The sequence below is a fragment of the Corynebacterium sp. CCUG 61414 genome, from assembly GCF_024453945.1.
In the GTDB taxonomy this organism is placed as follows: domain Bacteria; phylum Actinomycetota; class Actinomycetes; order Mycobacteriales; family Mycobacteriaceae; genus Corynebacterium; species Corynebacterium pseudogenitalium.
Window position 1 is genome coordinate 12905 of the sequence record NZ_JAGPYU010000012.1, and the last position, 18473, is coordinate 31377.

At 63.5% G+C, this 18473-nt stretch carries 16 protein-coding genes and 1 pseudogene; 10 read left to right on the forward strand and 7 right to left on the reverse strand.

The annotated features are described in order from the left end of the window. The first annotated feature begins 10 nt into the window (after positions 1-10). Together KBX14_RS08520 and KBX14_RS08525 are read left to right on the forward strand one after the other, a co-directional pair. On the forward strand, positions 11-757 hold the full coding sequence (locus tag KBX14_RS08520) for a TSUP family transporter (protein ID WP_256042320.1): 747 nt from the start codon (positions 11-13) through the stop codon (positions 755-757). Between the two features lie 7 nt (positions 758-764). Then, entirely contained in the window at positions 765-1355 is a 591-nt protein-coding gene (locus KBX14_RS08525; protein WP_168156206.1) for a TetR/AcrR family transcriptional regulator, read from the forward strand. A 16-nt stretch (positions 1356-1371) separates the two neighbouring features. On the opposite strand, the gene KBX14_RS08530 is transcribed toward KBX14_RS08525, so the two are convergent. Next, positions 1372-2835 (reverse strand): basic amino acid/polyamine antiporter, encoded by a 1464-nt coding sequence (locus KBX14_RS08530; RefSeq protein ID WP_256042321.1) that lies wholly within the window; start codon positions 2833-2835, stop codon positions 1372-1374. 53 nt (positions 2836-2888) lie between these two features. Here KBX14_RS08530 and KBX14_RS08535 point away from each other — a divergent pair, with 53 nt between their 5' ends. Beyond that, positions 2889-3572, forward strand: coding sequence for a Rib/alpha-like domain-containing protein (locus tag KBX14_RS08535; RefSeq protein ID WP_256042322.1), 684 nt, complete (start codon positions 2889-2891; stop codon positions 3570-3572). Here the strand turns inward: KBX14_RS08535 and KBX14_RS08540 are convergent. Further along, positions 3538-5730 carry an ATP-dependent RNA helicase gene (locus KBX14_RS08540; protein WP_256042323.1) on the reverse strand — a complete coding sequence of 731 codons (2193 nt, stop codon included), beginning with the start codon at positions 5728-5730 and terminating at the stop codon, positions 3538-3540. The two genes, KBX14_RS08535 and KBX14_RS08540, sit on opposite strands and share 35 nt — an antisense overlap. Next, the gene (locus tag KBX14_RS08545) at positions 5723-6289 is read right to left on the reverse strand and encodes a sugar O-acetyltransferase (protein WP_256042324.1); all 567 of its coding nucleotides are present in this window, start codon (positions 6287-6289) and stop codon (positions 5723-5725) included. The genes KBX14_RS08540 and KBX14_RS08545 overlap by 8 nt, the downstream gene beginning before the upstream one ends. A gap of 1304 nt (positions 6290-7593) precedes the next feature. Between KBX14_RS08545 and KBX14_RS08550 the strand changes: the two genes are divergently transcribed. Further along, positions 7594-8802 carry an IS110 family transposase gene (locus tag KBX14_RS08550; RefSeq protein ID WP_005297392.1) on the forward strand — a complete coding sequence of 403 codons (1209 nt, stop codon included), beginning with the start codon at positions 7594-7596 and terminating at the stop codon, positions 8800-8802. A 286-nt stretch (positions 8803-9088) separates the two neighbouring features. Here the strand turns inward: KBX14_RS08550 and KBX14_RS08555 are convergent, their stop codons facing one another. After that, a complete protein-coding gene (locus KBX14_RS08555) occupies positions 9089-9487 on the reverse strand; it encodes an SHOCT domain-containing protein (protein WP_042410142.1) in 399 nt (132 codons plus the stop codon). Positions 9488-9719: 232 nt separating this feature from the next. Here KBX14_RS08555 and KBX14_RS08560 point away from each other — a divergent pair, with 232 nt between their 5' ends. The 6 genes and pseudogenes from KBX14_RS08560 (at position 9720) to KBX14_RS08585 (ending at position 14184) form a co-directional block, all read left to right on the forward strand. Next, a complete protein-coding gene (locus tag KBX14_RS08560; RefSeq protein ID WP_070363309.1) occupies positions 9720-10031 on the forward strand; it encodes a transposase family protein in 312 nt (103 codons plus the stop codon). A gap of 227 nt (positions 10032-10258) precedes the next feature. After that, positions 10259-11605, forward strand: a pseudogene (locus tag KBX14_RS08565) (IS256 family transposase). A 442-nt stretch (positions 11606-12047) separates the two neighbouring features. Then, on the forward strand, positions 12048-12767 hold the full coding sequence (locus KBX14_RS08570) for an SDR family oxidoreductase (RefSeq protein ID WP_256042325.1): 720 nt from the start codon (positions 12048-12050) through the stop codon (positions 12765-12767). Between the two features lie 29 nt (positions 12768-12796). After that, a complete protein-coding gene (locus KBX14_RS08575; RefSeq protein WP_070363307.1) occupies positions 12797-13129 on the forward strand; it encodes a heavy metal-binding domain-containing protein in 333 nt (110 codons plus the stop codon). A gap of 2 nt (positions 13130-13131) precedes the next feature. Continuing rightward, a complete protein-coding gene (locus KBX14_RS08580) occupies positions 13132-13419 on the forward strand; it encodes an RNA-binding S4 domain-containing protein (protein ID WP_070477226.1) in 288 nt (95 codons plus the stop codon). Next, positions 13420-14184, forward strand: coding sequence for a VOC family protein (locus KBX14_RS08585; RefSeq protein WP_256042326.1), 765 nt, complete (start codon positions 13420-13422; stop codon positions 14182-14184). It abuts the gene before it with no gap. A 717-nt stretch (positions 14185-14901) separates the two neighbouring features. Here KBX14_RS08585 and KBX14_RS08590 read toward each other — a convergent pair. From KBX14_RS08590 to KBX14_RS08600, 3 genes are read right to left on the reverse strand one after another with little or no spacing between them, the layout of a single operon-like run. Next, complete coding sequence (locus tag KBX14_RS08590) at positions 14902-15696, reverse strand: alpha/beta hydrolase (RefSeq protein ID WP_256042327.1); 795 nt, start codon at positions 15694-15696, stop codon at positions 14902-14904. Further along, positions 15690-17540 (reverse strand): M13 family metallopeptidase, encoded by a 1851-nt coding sequence (locus KBX14_RS08595; RefSeq protein WP_256042328.1) that lies wholly within the window; start codon positions 17538-17540, stop codon positions 15690-15692. Before KBX14_RS08595 ends, KBX14_RS08590 begins: the two co-directional genes overlap by 7 nt. A 44-nt stretch (positions 17541-17584) precedes the next feature. Next, positions 17585-18469, reverse strand: a complete 885-nt coding sequence (locus KBX14_RS08600; RefSeq protein WP_071573660.1) for a cutinase family protein — start codon at positions 18467-18469, stop codon at positions 17585-17587. Positions 18470-18473 lie beyond the last annotated feature (4 nt).

Sequence of the window (18473 nt, forward strand, 5' to 3'; positions counted from 1 at the left end):
TCTTTAGTGCATGATTGTCGCCCTGCTGATTGCATCACTGACCGCCGGCTGGATTGACGCCGTCATCGGCGGCGGTGGCCTGGTGCTCATCCCTGTGCTGATGTCCACCACCGGCATGCCTGCCGCCGCTGTCCTGGCGACGAATAAGTTCGCGGCGTTCACCGGCACCTCCTCCGCCGCGGTCACCATGGTGCGCAAGGTCGGGGTTCCGCGCTGTACGTGGGGCTTCGCGCTCGCCGCGATGTGCGCCTCCGCGGGCGGTGCGCTGGCCGTCGCGATCGTCAGCGACTCCGTGATACGCCCACTCATCATTGTGTTACTGCTGGCAGTGGGCATCTTCGTCGTGTGCAAGCCCTCGTTTGGGTCGGAGGGCAACCGCATCATCACGCCGCGCCGGGTGGCGCTCGGCGTCGCGGTGGCCCTGCTCGTCGGTGGTTACGACGGCGTCTTCGGCCCCGGCACCGGCATGTTCCTCATCATGGCGTTTACCGCCGTGTTCTCTCAAACCTTCCTCGAGTCCGCGGCGATGGCGAAGGTGGTCAACACCGCGACGAACATCGGCGCGCTCGGAGTGTTCATCGCCGGGGGCTACGTGGACTGGTCGCTGGCAATCGCGCTCGCGATCGCGAACGTCATCGGCGCGCAGCTCGGCGCGCGCACCGTGCTGCAGGGCGGGTCCAAGTTGGTCCGAATCGCCTTATTGACGCTCGTAGTTGTTCTATGCGCGCGGCTTGGGTGGCAAGAATTCGTGCAATAATGGCGGCGTGGAAAAGCAGCAGAAGATTCTTAGGCCGGCCCGTAGGGCAGCAACCGAGCAGAAGATTTTCGCGTCGGTGCTCAGCATCGCCCGCGATCGCGGATTGCACTCTGTAACGATCGACGAGGTTGTGGCGGATTGTGGTGTCGCAAAGACGACGATCTACCGCCGCTACGCTGACCGCCGCGAGATGATCACCGCGGCGCTGGACTCAATCGCGCTCCAGATCCCGATCTACCTCCCCACCACGCGCGCAGAGTTCGTAAAATACATGATTGACCTGCAGCGCTACCTCGACGAGACGCTGGGCGTGAGGCTGATCGGCTCCATCATCGCCAGCGCAGAGCCTTTCGTGTCGCAGTGGCGTCTGCGCCTTGAAACCGAAATCCTCGAACGGATGGTGGAGGGGATCCGCAAGGGGATGGACGAGGGCCTGTATAACCCGAACATCAACCCGTACGCCTTCGTGGGCATGCTGCTCGGCGGCATTGTTATGCGCCAGGCGTTCAGTGAGGCCTCCGCCGAGCGGCACGCCGAAAACACCGCGACGGTCCTGTGGCCACAGCTAGCTGTGGACCCGGACCGCCGAAACGATTAGAGCTGCTGAGAGCTGACTAGAGCTGCAGAGAGCCGTTGGCCAGGCCGACCACGGCTGCGATAGCGCCCGCGATCACGATCGCCACCACAACCCACTCGAAGCTGTTGAAGAGGCGCTCCTTGTTCGCGATGCGCGTCCACACGTACGGGATGATGCCCGGGACCACGGCGAGCGCGCCGAAGAGCACGTAGACCGGGTCGGCGGCGTAGATCAGCCACATTGAGTACACGAAACCGACCGCGCCGACGATGAGGTGGCGCTGGTTGTCGCTGCGGCTGACCTCCGGACCGGAGTCGTCGAAACGCACGCCCGCGTTCGGGTGGTTAAGCCCCTTGCCGCGCACCGCGAGCAGGATGAGGTACAGCGAGGAGAAGATGTACGGCAGCAGGTACATGATGGTCGCCAGCTGCACCATCGCGTTATAGGACGTCTCGTTGGCGAAGAAGATGATCACGAACAGCTGGATCACCACGGTGGAGATCAGCTGCGCGCGGAACGGGGAGCCCGCTTTGTTGGCCACGCCGAGCGACTGCGGCAGCAGGCCGTCGTTCGCCATGAGCACGATCGGCTCGGCACACAGCATCTGCCAGGATACGTACGCGCCCAGCACCGACAGACACAGGCCGATTGAGATGAACACGCCGCCCCACGGGCCGACGACCGCCTCAAGCACGGCACCCATCGAGTTCTCCGGCAGCGCCGCCAGCTCCTCCTGGGTGAGCACGCCGTAGGAGAGCGTGGACACTAAGACCAGCAGCAACAGCACCGACAGGAAGCCGATGATGGTCGCGCGGCCCACGTCCTTGCGAGTTTTCGCCTGCTTGGAGTACACGGAGGCGCCCTCAATGCCGATGAAGACCCACACGGTGTAGAGCATGATGCCCTGCAGCTGCTGCGAGAACGGGATGGCCGAGCCCTCGCCCCAGAAGTCCAAGGTGAACTTGTCCCAGGAGAAGCCGAGGAAGGCGACCAGGACGATGAAGCAGAGGATCGGCACCAGCTTGGCCACCGTGGTGACCACGTTCATCACGGCAGCCTGCTTCACGCCGCGGGTCAGCATGATGAAGATGCCCCACGTCATCACGGATACCGCCACAGCCAGCCCCCACCGATTATTCAGCGGGGCGAAGTAGTAGGCCACCGTGGAGAAGAACAGGGTGGCGTAGCCCACCTGTGCCATCACGGAACCCAACCAGTAGCCCAGTCCAGAGGTGAACCCGATGAAGTCGCCCAGGCCAGCGCGTACATAGGAGTACACGCCCGAGTCCAGGTGCGGTTTGCGCCGCGCCAGGATCTGGAACACGAACGCGATGGAGAGCATGCCCACACCGGCTATGACCCAGCCGATGAGCATTGCGCCGGGGCTCGCCACGGAGCCAATATTTTGCGGCAAGGCGAAGATGCCGGAGCCAATGGTGGAGCCGATAATGAGCGACACCAGCGTCCACATGGTCACCGTGTGTGATTGGGCATTAGTCATGGAGAATAAGTTACCTTATGATGAGAGCCGTGAAGCGTCGAAGGAGGTCGGTCATGCGTGGCCGGATTACAGCTGCTGCGTGTGCAGTCATGCTTGCCTGCACCTCCCCACACGCCGTGGCGGTAGAAACTGCGCACGGACAGGCGATCGTGCAGGGCAATTACCCCGTTACAACCGTAACTATCGGTAGTACGGAAACACTACCCCCACCGCTGCCGAGGGGCCAAGCCTGGTACAGCGGCACGAGTATCCCCAGCTGGGCGCACCTTTCTGAAGCCGATGGCTCCATCGAGCTGACGCCATCTGTCGGCGTCGATCCTGGCGATTACCAGTGGCCAGTCGTTGCCCACTACGGCGACGAATCCACGGAAATCATCCCGGTCCGAGTCACTGTGGCGAACCCGGGAACGGATGAAGGCGTGGCACCGGACTTCCTGAAGCCGCTCGGTTTTGAGCAGATCACGCCGAAGTGTTCCAAGACTTCCTTGGCAGTGGGCATTCCGCTGCTGGCACTGATCCCGCTCGGCTTTGCCACCCAAATGGGGCTACCAATCGTTGCGGTGCAGGACAGCATTAACCTGCAGATTACGAACCTGGCGAAGCCGGTGAACATTCAGCTCAAGCCGCGCCAGTACAACCGCCGCAATGCGGACCTCGGCATCGCGTCGGTGCTGACGGTCGCTGGCCTTGTCGGCGGCGGCATCATTTATTCAGCGTGCGCTTCGTTCGAGCAGTAGGCGTCGCCGTCCACGGGTCCTCCGGCCACGGGTGCTTCGGGTAGCGCCCGCGCATCTCCTTACGCACGTCCTGGTAGGGCCCGTTCCAAAAACTGCGCAGGTCGTCCGTGACCGCCAGCTCGCGCCCCGCGGGGGAGAGCAGGTGGAACAGCACCCGCTGCCCGCCAATCACTGGCGAGTCCGCCAGCCCGAACGCCAGCTGCAGCTTCAGCCGCACGACGGGGCGGCCCGTCGAGTAGTCGAGTTTGCCTTGCGCGATGCGCGTCGGCGCCAGCTCGTCGAGCTTTGATGCCTCCGGCCACGGCAGTTGCCGCATCAGCGCCTGCCGCATGTCCAGCCCTCTTATCGACGCCCCCCTGGCCAACTGCGCCACCTCCAGCGAGTAGTCGCCCTTGGTCACGTCCGGCCACGGCTCGCCGATGGTGGCGTGCAGGAAATCGAGGCGCTGCTTAAGCGCCAGGGCGGCGCTATCAAGCGTGAAATCCTCGAAGCTGATGTCGCGCAGTGCCTCTTCCACCTCGTGGGGTTCGGGGCGGATCGGGGTGGCGCTCAGCTCGATGGCACCGATGGCTTTGACCCTGCGTGCGCGCACTTTCCCGTCCACGAGCGAGGCGCGTACGTGCTCCTCGACGCGCTCCTCCGGCATCGCGAGCGGTTCCGCCGCGCGGATCACCGCACCCCGCGCCGTGCGCTGCACCTCTGCGGCCGCGATCCACTCCGGGGCGCCGATCGGCACGTCCAGCCGCGCCCTCGTTCCTGAAGCAAGCAGGTACTCATTACCGTCGCGCTTGGCCACCCACTGGGGGTACGCCGCCGCGATCACGTCGCCCGGTGGCACCGGGGCAGACTTGTGCACCAGCCTGGCCAGGCGTTTCGCGGGCTGGTCGGCGAGTTTGGCCACCGTGTCCGCAGCGCCCGAGCCGAACTTCACCAACGCCGCGCCCAGGCGTGGGTCCACCGGCATGCGCACCAGCTTCTCGCCGAGGGCGGTGATGCGGTGCTGATCGTCCAGCGCGCCGATGAGCCGCAGCGTCTCCTGCGCAGCGGCCAAGTGGTGCGCCGGGGGAGGGTCCAGCAGCGGCAAGTCTGGCGACGCCCACGCCGCCAACTGCAGCGCCGCCTGCGTGAGGTCACTCGTCGCAATCTCCGGGGCCACATCCGGCTGAAAGTGCTGGTAGTCTGCCTCCGAGTAGGCCCGCACCACCGTGCCAGGCCCCAGGCGGCCCGCGCGGCCCGCCCGCTGGTCCGCACTGCTTTTCGCCGCAGAGACCGTCACCAAGCCCGTCATCCCGCGGGCATCCCGCCGCGGCACCCGGGCAAGCCCGGCATCCACGACGCGGCGCACACCCGGCACCGTCACCGAGGACTCCGCAACGTTCGTCGACACCACCACCGCAGCATCCCCGTAGAGCGCGGCGTCCTGCTCCGCGGAGGACAAGCGGCCGTGGAGCGGAGTGGCGTCGTCAAGAAAGCTGGCGACGAGCTCCACCTCCCGCACCCCCGGCACGAACACCAGGGTGCGCTCCGGCGCCTCCGCGAGGGCGGCCACATGCCGGTAGAACTCGCGCGAACCCTGCATCCGCCCAGCGTGCGGCGCATATGTGACCTCGACGGGGTAGGTCGCCGCCTCCGTGGACAGCACTTCGGCGCCCATGTGGTCGGCGAAGCGGCGCGCGTCCAGCGTCGCCGACATCGCGCACAGGTACAGGTCATCGCGCAGCAGGGCAGTCTCCATGCACATGGCCAGCACCAGGTCGGTGTCCAGGCCACGCTCGTGCACCTCGTCGATGATCACCGCGTTGACGCCCTCCAGGCCAGGGTCCTGCAACAGGCGGTTCAGCAGCACACCCGGCGTCACAAACTCCACCAGCGAACCATCCCGATGCTCACCACGAATGGAGTAGCCCACCCGCTGCCCAAGCCGCGACCCATCCAGGTCCGCCAGCCGCTTCGCCGCCGAACGCACTGCCACACGCCGCGGCGCCGTCACCAGCGTCTTCCCACACACATTTGCCACCGCCGGCGGCACCAGCGTCGTCTTACCCGTCCCAGGCGGCGCCTCCACCACCAGCGGCCCGGTGCGCGGCAGCTCCCCAATCACCTTCGCGACGGGCAGCCCCTCCCCAATCCGCCCCAGGTCAAACGCGTGCTCAGGCATCCTTGCCAAACCTCCGCTTCACGACGCCCGGCACCCCCGCCACCAAACAGTCATCTGGCACGTCCTTCGTCACCACCGTGCCCGCAGCCACCACGCAACGATCGCCCACCGTCACACCCGGCATCACCATCGCACCCGCCCCGAACCAGCAGTCCTTCCCAATCCGAACCGGCTTCGCGATCTCCCACCCCTCAGCCCGCCTTACCGCGTCCTCAACCGGGTGGCCCACCGTAATCAGCTGACAGCCTGGCCCGAACATCGACCCGTCCCCGATGGTCACCTCCGCAATATCGAGGATGACGCAGTTGAAGTTCATGAAGCACCCCTTGCCGAACCGAGTGTTCAGCCCGAACTCCACATGCAGCGGCGCGAACAGGCCCGGCACGTGCGCACTGTTGGAAAACACCTGCCGCAACAGCTCCTCCGCCCGCGGCTGATCGGTGTTGCCCAAGGCGTTGACCTGGCGCATCAACTCCCACGTCCGGGCGTGTTGGGCGTCGGCCTCCTCGCCGCCGGGGAGGAACCACTGGCCTGAACGCATCTGCTCCATCGAATACATACCAGCCAGGGTACCGGGGTGTGTAGCCCCTACGGCCCCGCCTGCCGCTCGGCTTACCGCCCCCGCCCGTCGAAAAAGTTCCCGCGAGAACCGTGATGCGGGGAACGATCTTCATGGACAGGCGTCGCGAACTGGGGAAACGGCAGCGTCGGTCGACCGGAGTGGGCTCGAAATCCAAAATGGTTCCCGAGCGCGCGCGGGAACTTTTTCAAAGAGTATCGGTGCGAGCCGAGAAGGGACAGAGCATTGAGGGGTTTCGGTTGACAGGGGGACATGTCAGGGGGACAATGAGTACAACACAAAACATGGTGTTGTGATGTGTTGTTGTGTTGCAAAATAGAACCACCCTCCAGGGTGTTTGAGGACCTGGAGGGTGGCGAGGGACACACTACATGAGAGCATTCTGAAGGAGCGGCCAAACTGCTTCAGAAGCGCGGGTGAATCCAACGGTTAGCGCAAGTAACCACACCCACGGGATGCGAAGATTGAATTTCCATCTTCGCATCCCTTTCTCTTTAGTTTTTCTGTGTCTCTCAATTTGGGGCTTAAGGGACATTTTGTGTGTGTTTAGCTGCGTCCAGCCCACCCTTTTCTCACGCCTAAGCTGGGGTTCCACTGATGATCAATGCCGGTATCGAGGCTTAAGGGACATTTTGTGTGTAACTAGCCGCGTCCAGCCCACCCTCTTCTCACGCCTAAGCTGGGTTCCACTGATGATCAATGCCGGTATCGAATTCTTTCGGCCCGTCGACCTCTTCCCGTCGACCTACTCCGGTTTACCAACGCAGGTCAGCGCAAAATCGGCAAAATAGCCCCAAAATCATCCAAATCACCGCTGACCTGGGTTGGTCGACGCAATGAGGTCGACCGGAACCCCCGATACCTCTATGCGACCAGAATTGTGCACGTCAAGGGCTTTGCTCGTCCCCCTGGCTATATGCGACCGCCCAACGCACAGGCGGCTGGTTCTAGTCCCATTACGTTGTTGGCAGTTCCGCTTGAAGGAACTCAGGATTCGTACTCCTAGCCCCATGCTGGGGCAGGTTATGTTTGTCTGCGTTCCTTCTGCCTTGGGGCAGTGGAACTAGTCGCTGCCTTCGGTATGGCTTGTTTTCGTCCCTGTCTGAAAATGATCCGGGGGGTGATGCCGCCGAAGGCAGTGGCATACTCCAGACTGCTAATAGGAACCTGACCCGCACAGAATGTGCGAGGTCTCAAAGTAATGTGGATGCCAGCGTGAAGTATGTCCGACCACCAGCGATGAAATAAGTCCCATACTCATTCAATTCGCTAGGAGGTCTGGCATGACCTACGACTATGTCATCGGCATGGACGTCGGTAAATACTTTCACCACGCTTGCGTCTTAGATATCGACGGCACCCAGGTGCTATCTAAGCGCATCAACCAAAACGAAAAATCCCTGCGCGCACTGTTTTCAGCGTTCAGCGCACACGACCACAAGGTCCTTGTCGTCGTGGACCAGCCCAATAACATTGGTCGACTAACTGTCGCGGTTGCTCAAGAACTCGGGATCGACGTGCGCTACCTTCCCGGTTTGGCTATGCGTCAACTCTCGCGCATCCACGCTGGCAATGCCAAAACTGATATCCGGGACGCCTATATCATCGCCCACGCTGCAAAGAACCTTCCGGAATCCCTCCGCAGCGTCGACCGCGTCGAAGAAGCCTTCCTCCAGTTGAAGGTCCTCAACGGTATCGACGAAGATTTAGCGCGCTCCTACACCAGGCTCATCAATCAGATTCGAAGTGCACTAGTAGGCTGCTACCCGCAATTCGAACAGGCCCTTCGCGGTCAGATAATTCACCGCAAGTGGGTTCTGCACCTACTTGCACGCTACGGCGGACCGACCAAGATAAAACGCCTCGGAAAGGCCAAGGCAACTGCCTTCGCTCGACGCTATAAGGCACGCAATCCTGAACCTGTCCTCGATGCCATTTTCGCTGCCATCTCTGAGCAAACAGTTGCCATTGCTGGTGCACACTATGCCGAAATGGGCGTAGCAATGTCGGCGAAGGACGCGCTTTTAAAGCTCGAGCACCGCACACAAATCGAGCAGGAAGTCATCGAGCTCATCAACGACATCCCCCACACTCAAATCCTGTTATCCATGCCAGGAATCGGACCAAAGACGGCAGCACAAATTCTCATGACCGCGGGCGACATGACCGACTTCCCGACAGCTGGGCACCTAGCCTCTTACGCTGGCTTATCACCTCGGACAAACCAGTCCGGGACCTCGATCATGTCGAACTCACTGAACCGAGCTGGCAATAAAAAATTAAAGAACGCCCTATGGCAATCATCTTTTGCATCCATCAGATTCCATGAGCGTTCCCGGCAATTCTATGAACGAAAGCGCCGTGAAGGCAAGAGACACAACGCCGCAGTAGTAGCACTAGCCCGCAGACGGCTCAACGTCCTCTACGCCATGATGCGCAACCACAAGCACTACCACGATCCCGCACCATCACAGGAAGACCTAGCAGCCTAGACACTAAGAGTAAAGATAGCCGACCGGGTAAAATCCCAGTCGGCTAGCAGCCATGCCCGAAAACAACACGACCAAACAACCCCGCAGAGAGAATCCGCCCCCAATTTCTCCACCCGCTAGGTTGACAACCTATATAGGAACACCCCCGCACACAAACAATCGGACACCCTCTGCCCGGTATGCGCCTGCTCGCGCGCGCAAGCCGCACACTTGGCGAATACCTAGGCCGCGCCGGATGGCCGCCCTCGGACCGCGACGCTGCGGCTGGCGAGGGAGCGGACTAGGGTCAGACCGAGGAGAGCGCCCTTGCCTTGATCTGGTCGAACTCCTGCTGGGTAATCGCTCCCGAGTCGAGAAGGGCCTTCGCCGAGGCGATCTCATCGGTCGGGCTCGATCCGGCGGAGCCGCCGGCGACGGACTTGATGTACTCATCCTGCCGCTGCTGGAGCTCCTGGCGCGCCTCGACCGCGCGGTCGGTCATCCCCCGACCTCGAACAAGCAGGTACGCGAGCATTCCGATGAACGGCAGCGCGACGATGAACACCACCCACAGCGCCTTCGCGAAGCCGCCGAGGTCCTTGCTGCGGAAGAGATCTCCGAAGATCCACCACAGGGACATGAACCATGCGAAGAAGATGAAGAACTCGAACATGGCGAGTAGGAATGAGCCGTTGTCGTCGAACATTTGCTGACTTCCTCCTGACTGGATGGACGCTGGCCGAGCGGTCCACGCGGACCCCAGCGCACGACGGTTAGGAACAAGGACGTGCCCGGGCCGTCGCCGAACCATGTTAGCAGCTTTTCCTCACCAAGCGTGGTAGCCGGGTTGCGACGCGCTGACCGGGTTGGGCTGGTGAAGACGGGCCTGGGACTCCACGATTCGTAGCGACCAAGCAACGGATCGAGAGGAGTCCCAGGTGAGTGTTGAGGCTACCGTCCTGTCCGCTGCGATGCTCGGCATCTCGGGGTTGGTGGTGCTTGCCGTCGGTGAGTACGGCGGTGAGCTGGAGCTGTTGGTGGAGACCTCCGAGTCGGTGACCGGGTGCCCGCGGTGCGGGGTGGTCGCGGTGGCCCACGGCCGGCGTGAGCATCTGGTGCGTGACATCCCCTCGGCGGGGCGGCCGGTGCTGCTGGTGTGGCGCAAGCGGCTGTGGCGGTGCGCCGAACCGGCGTGCCCGCAACGTACCCGGTCAGTACACCTAATAAAGCGACGTCAGTACGTTCGCTAATGCTCGAGCTGATCTTTCATCGCTCGTACCTCTTGGCTGCCAGCGTGGTCACTTATTCGCAACCGCCCACCGTGCGTTCTCTACACCCCTCACCGTTGCACTCATGTGAGACATTTGAACGCGCTGTGGCCTTATCCGTCCCCGCGGATTGCTCCTCGCCTGTCATTCCTGAAGGGTGTCAGGAAGTTTGTGTGTGAGGCTCTGATTGAGAGGGAGTTTCACCGATAATGACTACGGTGTCACCGAAGAAAACCATGACCCGGCGAGGGTCAACGAGATCAGCGAGAAGCTGATGGAAAATCCTGAGCTCGCCAGCCTGATCAGCGAGCTGTCGACCTCCGCTGATGATGCAAGCGAGCTGGTCAAAGGCTTGTTGCAGGCATCGATCAACGCTGGTCTTAAGGCAGAGATGGATGCGCATTTGGGCTATAGCCATTCCGACCGCAAAGCCAAAGCCCAGGTGGAAACCGCGCAGGAGAGCAATCACCGCAACAGGTCGTACACCAAGACCGTCAATTCTGGCTACGGCGCGGTGGAAGTGACCGTGCCCAGGGACCGTGCCGGCACGTTTACTCCCCGGATGGTGCCCAAGGGCGCACGTCGGCTGACAGAACTCGACGACATGATCGTCTCGCTCTACGCCGGCGGGATGACAGTGCGCGATATCCAGCATCACCTCGCGACCACCCTTGGGGTGGATATGAGCCCGGATACGATCAGCACCATTACCGATGCGGTGTTAGACGAGGTCATGATCTGACAAAACCGCCAGCTCGACGAGTTTTACCCGGTGATCTTCCTCGACACGCTACGCGTGAAAATCCGTGACGGCCACCGCGTGGTCAACAAAGCCTGCTATATGGCGGTTGGTGTCGACATGGACGGCATCAAGCACATCCTGGGATTGTGGATCGCCGACAATGAAGGCGCTGCATTCTGGGCATCGGTGTGCGCGGATCTGGCCAACCGCGGTGTCCAGGACGTGTTCATTGTGTGCTGCGACGGGCTCAAAGGCTTGCCGGAAGCCGTGGAGGCAACCTGGCCGAATTCCATAGTGCAGACCTGCATTGTGCACCTGATTCGGGCTACGAACCGGTGGGTGTCGTATCAGGACCGCAAAGGTGTCTCCCGGGCGCTGCGTGAGGTCTACACAGCCGCTAACGAGGACACCGCCCGTGCCGCCTTGGATGCGTTCGAAGCCAGTGAACTGGGCCGGAAATACCCGCAGTCGGTCAAAGTCTGGCGCGACGCTTGGGAGCGGTTCGTGCCGTTTCTGCAGTTTCCGCCGGCGGCACGCCGGGTGCTCTACACCACCAATTCAATCGAGTCGCTGAATGCTGAACTGCGTAAAGCTACCCGCAACAGGGGCCAATTCCCGAACGATACTGCCGCACTAAAGACGCTGTGGCTGATGATCTGCAACATCGAACAAGCGTGCCGCCCAGCGGGCGAAGAAAGCAAAGCGCGACATTGAGTGCAACGGCTATATTGAAGGAGCGAAAGCCACCGGGTGGAAACAAGCCATCAACCAACTAGCCGTGGCTTACCCCGACCGATTCGCGGACTACTTGTAAACCACCCCCCCTAGAGCACTCGATCTCGCTGGGGTCCCTGCGCTACCCGCAGACTTCATACCACACACCAGACGTCATTTGGTGTTGGTTTCTCGAAACGGGCGAATGGAACTGTTTTGAAAACCATATCTGGTTGTTGTCCGAGGTCATCCCAGGAAACCAGATAGATTTATACACACAAAATGTCTCTTAAGCCCAATTTGGAGCATGAAGCAACCCATAGGATTCCTCCTTATCAGGCGCCGCCCCATAGGGTCCTTCCGCAGGTGAGGGACGAAATCCCACGGAGAGGCGCAGGTGAATAAACTCCTGCGGACAGTGAAGTACTCACATGAATGGGTACGCACTGCAGGTGAGAGTATAACCCTGAGATTTGAAAAAGCAGGACGATCACCCAAACGCCCAGGCACGCCGAGCCCGCACGAGCACTACACTGCCAACCATGACAGAGACAACGAAAGTAGCCGTAGTAACGGGAGGCTCCGCCGGGATCGGGGAGGCGTGTGCGCGGGCGCTCGCCGCGGACGGTTGGAAGGTGTACGTGGCGGCGCGCCGGGTGGAGCACTGCCAGGCCATCGCAGAAGAGATCGGGGGCGTGGCGGTGCGCCTTGATGTGACGGATGAGGTGAGTGTGGGGGAGTTGGCGTCGATAATTGAGGGGCCGGTTGGGCTGCTGGTGAATAATGCGGGCGGCGCGAAGGGCCTCGACCTGCTTCGCGACGCCAACCCCGCCGACTGGCAGTGGATGTACGAGACGAACGTGCTCGGCACCATGCGGGTGACGAAGGCCCTGTACCCGCACCTGCTGGAGGCGTCCGGTCTGGTGGTGAACATTGGGTCCGTGGCGGCGACTGACGCGTACAAGGGCGGCAGCGGCTATAACGCGGCGAAGTACGGGCTGCGCGGGATCACGCGGGCGCTGCGACGGGAAGAGGCGGAGAACAACATCCGCGTCACGGAGATTGACCCTGGCCGGGTGAAGACGGACTTCTCCCTGAACCGTTTCGCGGGCGGTGCCGAGCGCGCGGACGCGGTGTACGAGGGCAAGCTGAACCTGACCGCGGAGGACATCGCGGAGGCGGTGCGTTGGGTGGCGAGTTTGCCGCCGCACGTGAACATCGATACCTTGTCGATTATGCCGACTGACCAGGCTGAACGCTAAGTGTCGGGGGCGTGGCTTAGACTGGCTGCATGATTCTAAGCACTACTAATTCCGTCGATGGGGGCACCATCGCTGAGTACATGCGCATCGTGGGCGGCGAGGCGATCGTCGGCATGAATGTGTTCAAGGATTTCGCGGCGGGCATTCGCAACATTGTGGGTGGTCGCGCCGCCGCGTGGGAGGCCGACGTCGTGCGCGCCCGCGAGGAGGCCCTGAACGAGCTGTGGCATCGCGCCGCGGAGATGGGGGCTGACGCGGTGGTTGGCGTGAAGGTGGACTACGAGTCCATGGGCGCTGACGGCGGCATGATGTTGGTGTCCGCGGTGGGCACTGCGGTCAAGCTTGCTCCGCCGGTGGTGTAATCATGGCGTTTGATGTGGTGATTTCGGGGGAGAGCATTAAGCTCGGTCAGTTTTTGAAGGTGGCCAACCTTGTGGAGTCCGGCGGGCACGCCAAGGAGCTCATCAACGCCGGCGAGGTCAGTGTCAATGGGGAGGTGGTGCGTGCGCGCGGGCACCTGCTTTTCGACGCCGACTCCGTCACCGTCGGCACCCAAACGGCAACCGTGAGCACCGGCGGGGATGACGGCGACTACTTCGATGAGCGCACCGCGAACGACGATTTCGATCCGGAAAAGTGGAGGAACATGTAAATGCCTGCGTTTCAGGGAACACCAGGGATGCCGTACTGGCAGGACTGCTTGACCAAAGACGTGCAGAAGTCCGCGTACTTCTACTCGAAGGTGCTCGGCTGGGAAGTGACGGGCGAGACGTACCGGGTTGCCCGTAAGGACGGGTTGCCGGTGGCGGGGTTTGTGCCGTCGAAGCAGGAGCGGGATCTGTGGGTGACGTACTTCATGGACGCGGACGGCTCGATTGAGTCACGCGTGGAGTCGCTGGGTGGCAAGGTGCTGAGCTCTCAGGAGGTGGACTTCGGTGTGATGACGGTGTGTGCCGACCCGTCCGGTGGCTTGTTCGGCTTGATGCGCCCGGCGGGGGAGGATGCCTTCGTTGCCGCTGGTGAGCCGGGTGTTCCGGTGTGGTACGAGTGCGTGGCGCCGGATGAGGCCACCGTGGACTTCTACGGGGAGCTGTTCGACTGGGAGCTGCGCAAGGAAAGCGGCTACTACATTGCGCTGCAGGAGGGCGCGGCGTTCTTGGGTCTGCGTCTGGACCCGCGGCTGCAGCAGCACGGCCTTGCGGCGGTCTGGCACTCCTACTTCGGCGTCAAGGACGTTGATGCGACGTCCCATGCGGTGCGTATGGGTGGCGGCCAGGTGTTGGCTGGTCCGACGCTCAGCCCGTTCGGCCCGATGCTTGGGGCGAAGGACGCCACCGGCGCCAACGTGTACCTGTGCGAGGTGCCGGAGCCGGTCAGCGAGGACGTCAGCGAAGCGGACTCCATCCTGGACCTCTAGGGCGCGAAACGAAGCGGAAGCACTGTGTTGAAGAAGTGGATTGCTGCGCTGTTGGTGTGCGCGCTGATGCCTGCGTTGCAGGGCTTTCACGTGAACCCCGGCTACACGCGGGAGCGCACTGCGCTGGCGGTGGTGCACCCGGACGGCCGGGTGTCGATCTCCCCGGCGGGCGAGGAGCCCCGCGCCGCCCTGTCCCTGGCCAAGCTCTACCTGGGCTACTGGGTGCTCTATAACGGCACGAAGGAGGAGAAGGCGCAGGTGGAGGAGATGGTGCGCGTCTCCAACGACGCGATCGCCGAGGCGCTCGACGCCCGCTACCCGCAGGCCATCGACGAGATTGCCGCCGACTTCGAGCTGGAGCGCACGCAGCGCGTCGGCGCGTGGGGCACGACGTTGACCTCGGCGAGGGACGTGGCCACCTTCATCGCGGCGATCCTGTGGGACCCAGCGGCGGAGCCACTGCTGGAAGGGATGCGCCGACAGTCGTTGGTAGCCTCTGACGGGTTTGGTCAGCAGTTCGGCACCGCGCGTCTGCGTGGCGTGCAGGGTTCCAAGATGGGCTGGGCCAACGAAGCGTCCACAGCGACCGCCTCTGTCTCCTGGGGCACCACGTTGGATGAGACGTGGGCGGTGGCGGCGCTGACGAACGGCAGCGCCTACCACAACACCGTCGACGTACGCCGTGGCATTGTCCAGCGCCACGACGCCACGCCCGCGTCAGCGTTCGGCCGTAGCAAGTCCGGCAAGAAACTCCGCGGCATCCAGGACCTTGCGCCGGTGCTGGGCCGGGGTAGCGATCACCCCGGTGGAGACGTACTCTTTCACTTCCGCCCCCTCGACTGAGGGCTGCTCCCACCCGGCGTCGGAGGCGCGTTGCAGCAATACCTTTGCGTCAACCGTCGCGAGGGCCCCAGCGGCTTCGGCGGATTCGGCGGGGAAGGTGAGCACGTAGGCGTCCGCGCCCGCAGGCAGCAACCCGCAGGAGGAGCCGGTGCCCCACACCGCGACCACGTCCGCGCCTTCCTGGCGTGCGGCGTGCACGGCGGAGGCGACGCCGGCCGGGTCGTCCACGTCGTAGGCACGGGCGCCGGCCTGCTCAGCGCAGGCGGCAACCTCGGGGCGCCAGGCGAACTCGCGGGCATCCGCTGGCCCGTCGTAGCAAGACACCACCCACACGCCGCCCTTTGCGGGCGCCTTGGAGGAGGTGAACACCTGGCCCAGCGGGGCGTCCTCGACGGAGACGTCCCCGGTCAGGGCCACGCCCGGCATCTGGTGGTCCACCGCGGAGCCCAACATTAGCATCGCGGCGTGCGTAATCCGGTCCGGAAGCAGCGCCAGGTACTGCGAGGAGTCCTCGTAGGACGCCTCGATGTAGGACACCAGCTGCGCGAGCTGCTCCGACTCCGGCAGGGTGCGCTCCACGCCACCGACCTGGAACTCCTCGGAACCCTGCTCGTTGAGCGGGTAGTGCGCGCCCTCCGCGCCGGGCTGAAGCGACGATTCCTCTACCATATTTTGACCCTTTCCTCCGGGGCGATCCACATCGCGGAGCCAGGCTCCACGTCGAAGGCCTCGTAAAACTCGTCAACATTGGACGCGATGACGTTGCAACGGAACTCGTTCGGCGAGTGCGGGTCAATCGCCAGCAGCTGCGCCGCCATCTCCGGCCGCGCCTTCGAACGCCACACGCGGGCCCACGCCAGGAAGAGCTCCTCCAGGTTCGGCTCGACGTTGTTGTCGGCGCAGTACAGCAGGTACGCCACCACCGCGATACCAAGTCCGCCCAGGTCGCCGATGTTCTCGCCGAGCGTGAACTCGCCGTTGACACCCGCGACGTCCTGGCCCTCCAGCACAGAAGGCACCAGGCCCTGGAACTGCTCCACCAGCTTCGCGGTGCGCTCCTCGAAGTGGGCGCGGTCCTCGTCGGTCCACCAGGAGTTGAGGTTGCCGTGGCCGTCGTAACGCGAGCCCTGGTCGTCGAAACCGTGGCCGATCTCATGCCCGATGACGGCGCCGATCGCGCCGAAGTTGCGCGCTGGGTCCGCCTCCGGGTCGAAGAACGGCGGCTGCAGGATTGCGGCCGGGAAGGTGATGTCGTTGACTACCGGGTTGTAGAACGCGTTGACGGTCTGCGGGGTGGTCACCCACTCGGAGCGGTCCGAAGGCTTGCCGATCTTGCCCAGCTGGTAGTCATGCTCGAAGGCGGCGCCGCGGCGCACGTTGGCCACCAGCTGCTCACCGGAAGGGTCAAAGGTCAGGCCCTCGTAGCTGCGCCAGGTTTCCGGGTAGCCGATCTTCGCCTGGAACAGGCGCAGCTTCTCCAGGGCGCGCTCGCGGGTGGCGGGTGTCATCCACGGCAGGTTGCTGATGCGCTGCTCGTAGGCGCGCACGAGGTAGTCCACCAGGGAGAGCATCTGCTCCTTCGACTTGGCGGGGAAGTGGCGCGCCACATACTCCTTGCCGATCTCCTCGCCCACCAGCGACTCCACCAGCCCCACGCCGCGCTTCCAGCGGTCGCGCTGCTGCGTCGCGCCGGAGAGCACCGTGCCGTAAAACTCGAAGTTCGCCCGCCCGATCTCCTCGGTGAGCACGCTTGCGCGCGAGCGCAGCACGGTCCACGCCGCCCACAGTTGCCAGTCGGCGAGGGTTTCGGGGCGAAGCATCGTCGCTAAGTCCTCGGTGAAGGAGGGCATCATGTTGATCACGCGGCCGTCGCGAAGCCCGGCGCCGCGCAGCATCGTCACAATTATCGACGGCAACTCCGCCAACTCCACCGGGTTGTAGGTAGCCATCGCGTCCCGGCTGCGCACCACATCCCAGTGGCTGGCCGCCACCTGGGTCTCCAGGTTCATGATGCGCTGCGCCGCCACCTCAGGCGTAAGCCCCAGCAGGTACGCCGGGTCCAAAAACGCCAGCATGCGGGCCACGTGCTTCTGGTAGGTGGCGCGGGTCTCCGCGTGGGCGTCCTCCCGGTAGTAGGCCTCGTCCGGCAGGCCAAGGCCGGATTGGACAAGGTAGGGCACGCTGTCCTCGCCCTGGGAGTCCTTTTCAACCCAAAAGGCCAGGGGGGAGCCGACACCCGTGCGGTCGAGCACGCCCAGGTTATGGGCGAACTCCTCGATATCTTTCACCGCGATCAGGTCCAGGTCCGGCTGCAGGGGCGCGGTGCCTGCGGCGTTGATGGCGTCGGTGTCCATGAAGGAGGCGAACAGGTCGCTGGTCTCCGAGACGATCGCGTGGACGTCCTCCTCCGCCTTGTCGCGCAGGGCGTAGAAGGAGCCGTCGATGCCGCGGTCCGCCGGGATCTCGTGGGAGTCGACCCACTCGCCGTTTACGTGATGAAAAAGATCATGCATGCCCACAACTCTAACGTGTGGGGCGGACATGCGCGTCGGAGGGACTAGCGGTGGTTGGCGATCCAGTTCGCAGCCTCATGCTGCTGCGCCAGCGTGTAGGACCCGTGCGCACCGATCGAGTGGATGATGCTGCTCGTGCGGCCGTCGTTCGCGCGCGCGATGTCAATCACCCAGCGGGGCATCCCGCCGCTGCTCAGGTTGACGTCCATCGCAGGGTCGACGATCTCGCGCTGATTCTCCGTCGGGGAGCACACGATGTCGCCGGTGTTGCAGATCTCCAGCACGCGCTCACCGAGGTCGCCATAGCCGCCCTCAAGCTCACCGAGCGCGCCGCGCACGTGTGGCGACGTTCCCGCAGACATCACCGCACCGTTCCCGCCCTGGTAGGGGCTGGAAAACAGGGCAGCCGAGGCGACGCGCTCCTTCGCGATAGGGCCACGGTCATGCGCAATGTTATTCAGCATCCGCGACACAATATCCGCGCCGAGGGAGTAGCCGGTGAAGCTGAAGCGCGCGTTCGGGCAGGCGTTTGCGATGCCCGCGACGGCCTTCTTCGTCTCCGCGTAGCCACGATTCGACGCCGTCTGGTACTGCGTGGTGGCGAACGGCGCGGCGTCGTACGCGATCCACAGCGGCTGAATCTGCCCACCCGTATACAGCTGGGTAAGCACGCCCGTGAGCCACACGTTCCCGCCGTGCGGCAGGTTGCGCGGTAGCCCCGGCATCGTATTGACGCCACCCGGCACCGCGATCAGGTACTCCGACTTGCAGCCCTGGGACTTCAGCAGGCTCGGCAGCCGGAACGACGGTGCGATCGGCGCCGGCAGCTGCAGCTGCTGCGCAGACGCCGGAGCCGCCGCACCAACCGCGACAAGGGCGGCGGTAGCGGCGGCAACAAGAACGGAGCGGAGGGATGCGAAAGCGCGCATGGCG

Coding starts and splice junctions, on each gene's coding strand:
- KBX14_RS08595 (WP_256042328.1), bottom strand. CDS start 17,540: ATGCATGATCTTTTTCATCACGTAAACGGCGAGTGGGTCGACTCCCAC.
- KBX14_RS08575 (WP_070363307.1), top strand. CDS start 12,797: ATGATTCTAAGCACTACTAATTCCGTCGATGGGGGCACCATCGCTGAG.
- KBX14_RS08535 (WP_256042322.1), top strand. CDS start 2,889: ATGCGTGGCCGGATTACAGCTGCTGCGTGTGCAGTCATGCTTGCCTGC.
- KBX14_RS08580 (WP_070477226.1), top strand. CDS start 13,132: ATGGCGTTTGATGTGGTGATTTCGGGGGAGAGCATTAAGCTCGGTCAG.
- KBX14_RS08555 (WP_042410142.1), bottom strand. CDS start 9,487: ATGTTCGACGACAACGGCTCATTCCTACTCGCCATGTTCGAGTTCTTC.
- KBX14_RS08520 (WP_256042320.1), top strand. CDS start 11: ATGATTGTCGCCCTGCTGATTGCATCACTGACCGCCGGCTGGATTGAC.
- KBX14_RS08570 (WP_256042325.1), top strand. CDS start 12,048: ATGACAGAGACAACGAAAGTAGCCGTAGTAACGGGAGGCTCCGCCGGG.
- KBX14_RS08545 (WP_256042324.1), bottom strand. CDS start 6,289: ATGTATTCGATGGAGCAGATGCGTTCAGGCCAGTGGTTCCTCCCCGGC.
- KBX14_RS08550 (WP_005297392.1), top strand. CDS start 7,594: ATGACCTACGACTATGTCATCGGCATGGACGTCGGTAAATACTTTCAC.
- KBX14_RS08585 (WP_256042326.1), top strand. CDS start 13,420: ATGCCTGCGTTTCAGGGAACACCAGGGATGCCGTACTGGCAGGACTGC.
- KBX14_RS08590 (WP_256042327.1), bottom strand. CDS start 15,696: ATGGTAGAGGAATCGTCGCTTCAGCCCGGCGCGGAGGGCGCGCACTAC.
- KBX14_RS08540 (WP_256042323.1), bottom strand. CDS start 5,730: ATGCCTGAGCACGCGTTTGACCTGGGGCGGATTGGGGAGGGGCTGCCC.
- KBX14_RS08600 (WP_071573660.1), bottom strand. CDS start 18,469: ATGCGCGCTTTCGCATCCCTCCGCTCCGTTCTTGTTGCCGCCGCTACC.
- KBX14_RS08530 (WP_256042321.1), bottom strand. CDS start 2,835: ATGACTAATGCCCAATCACACACGGTGACCATGTGGACGCTGGTGTCG.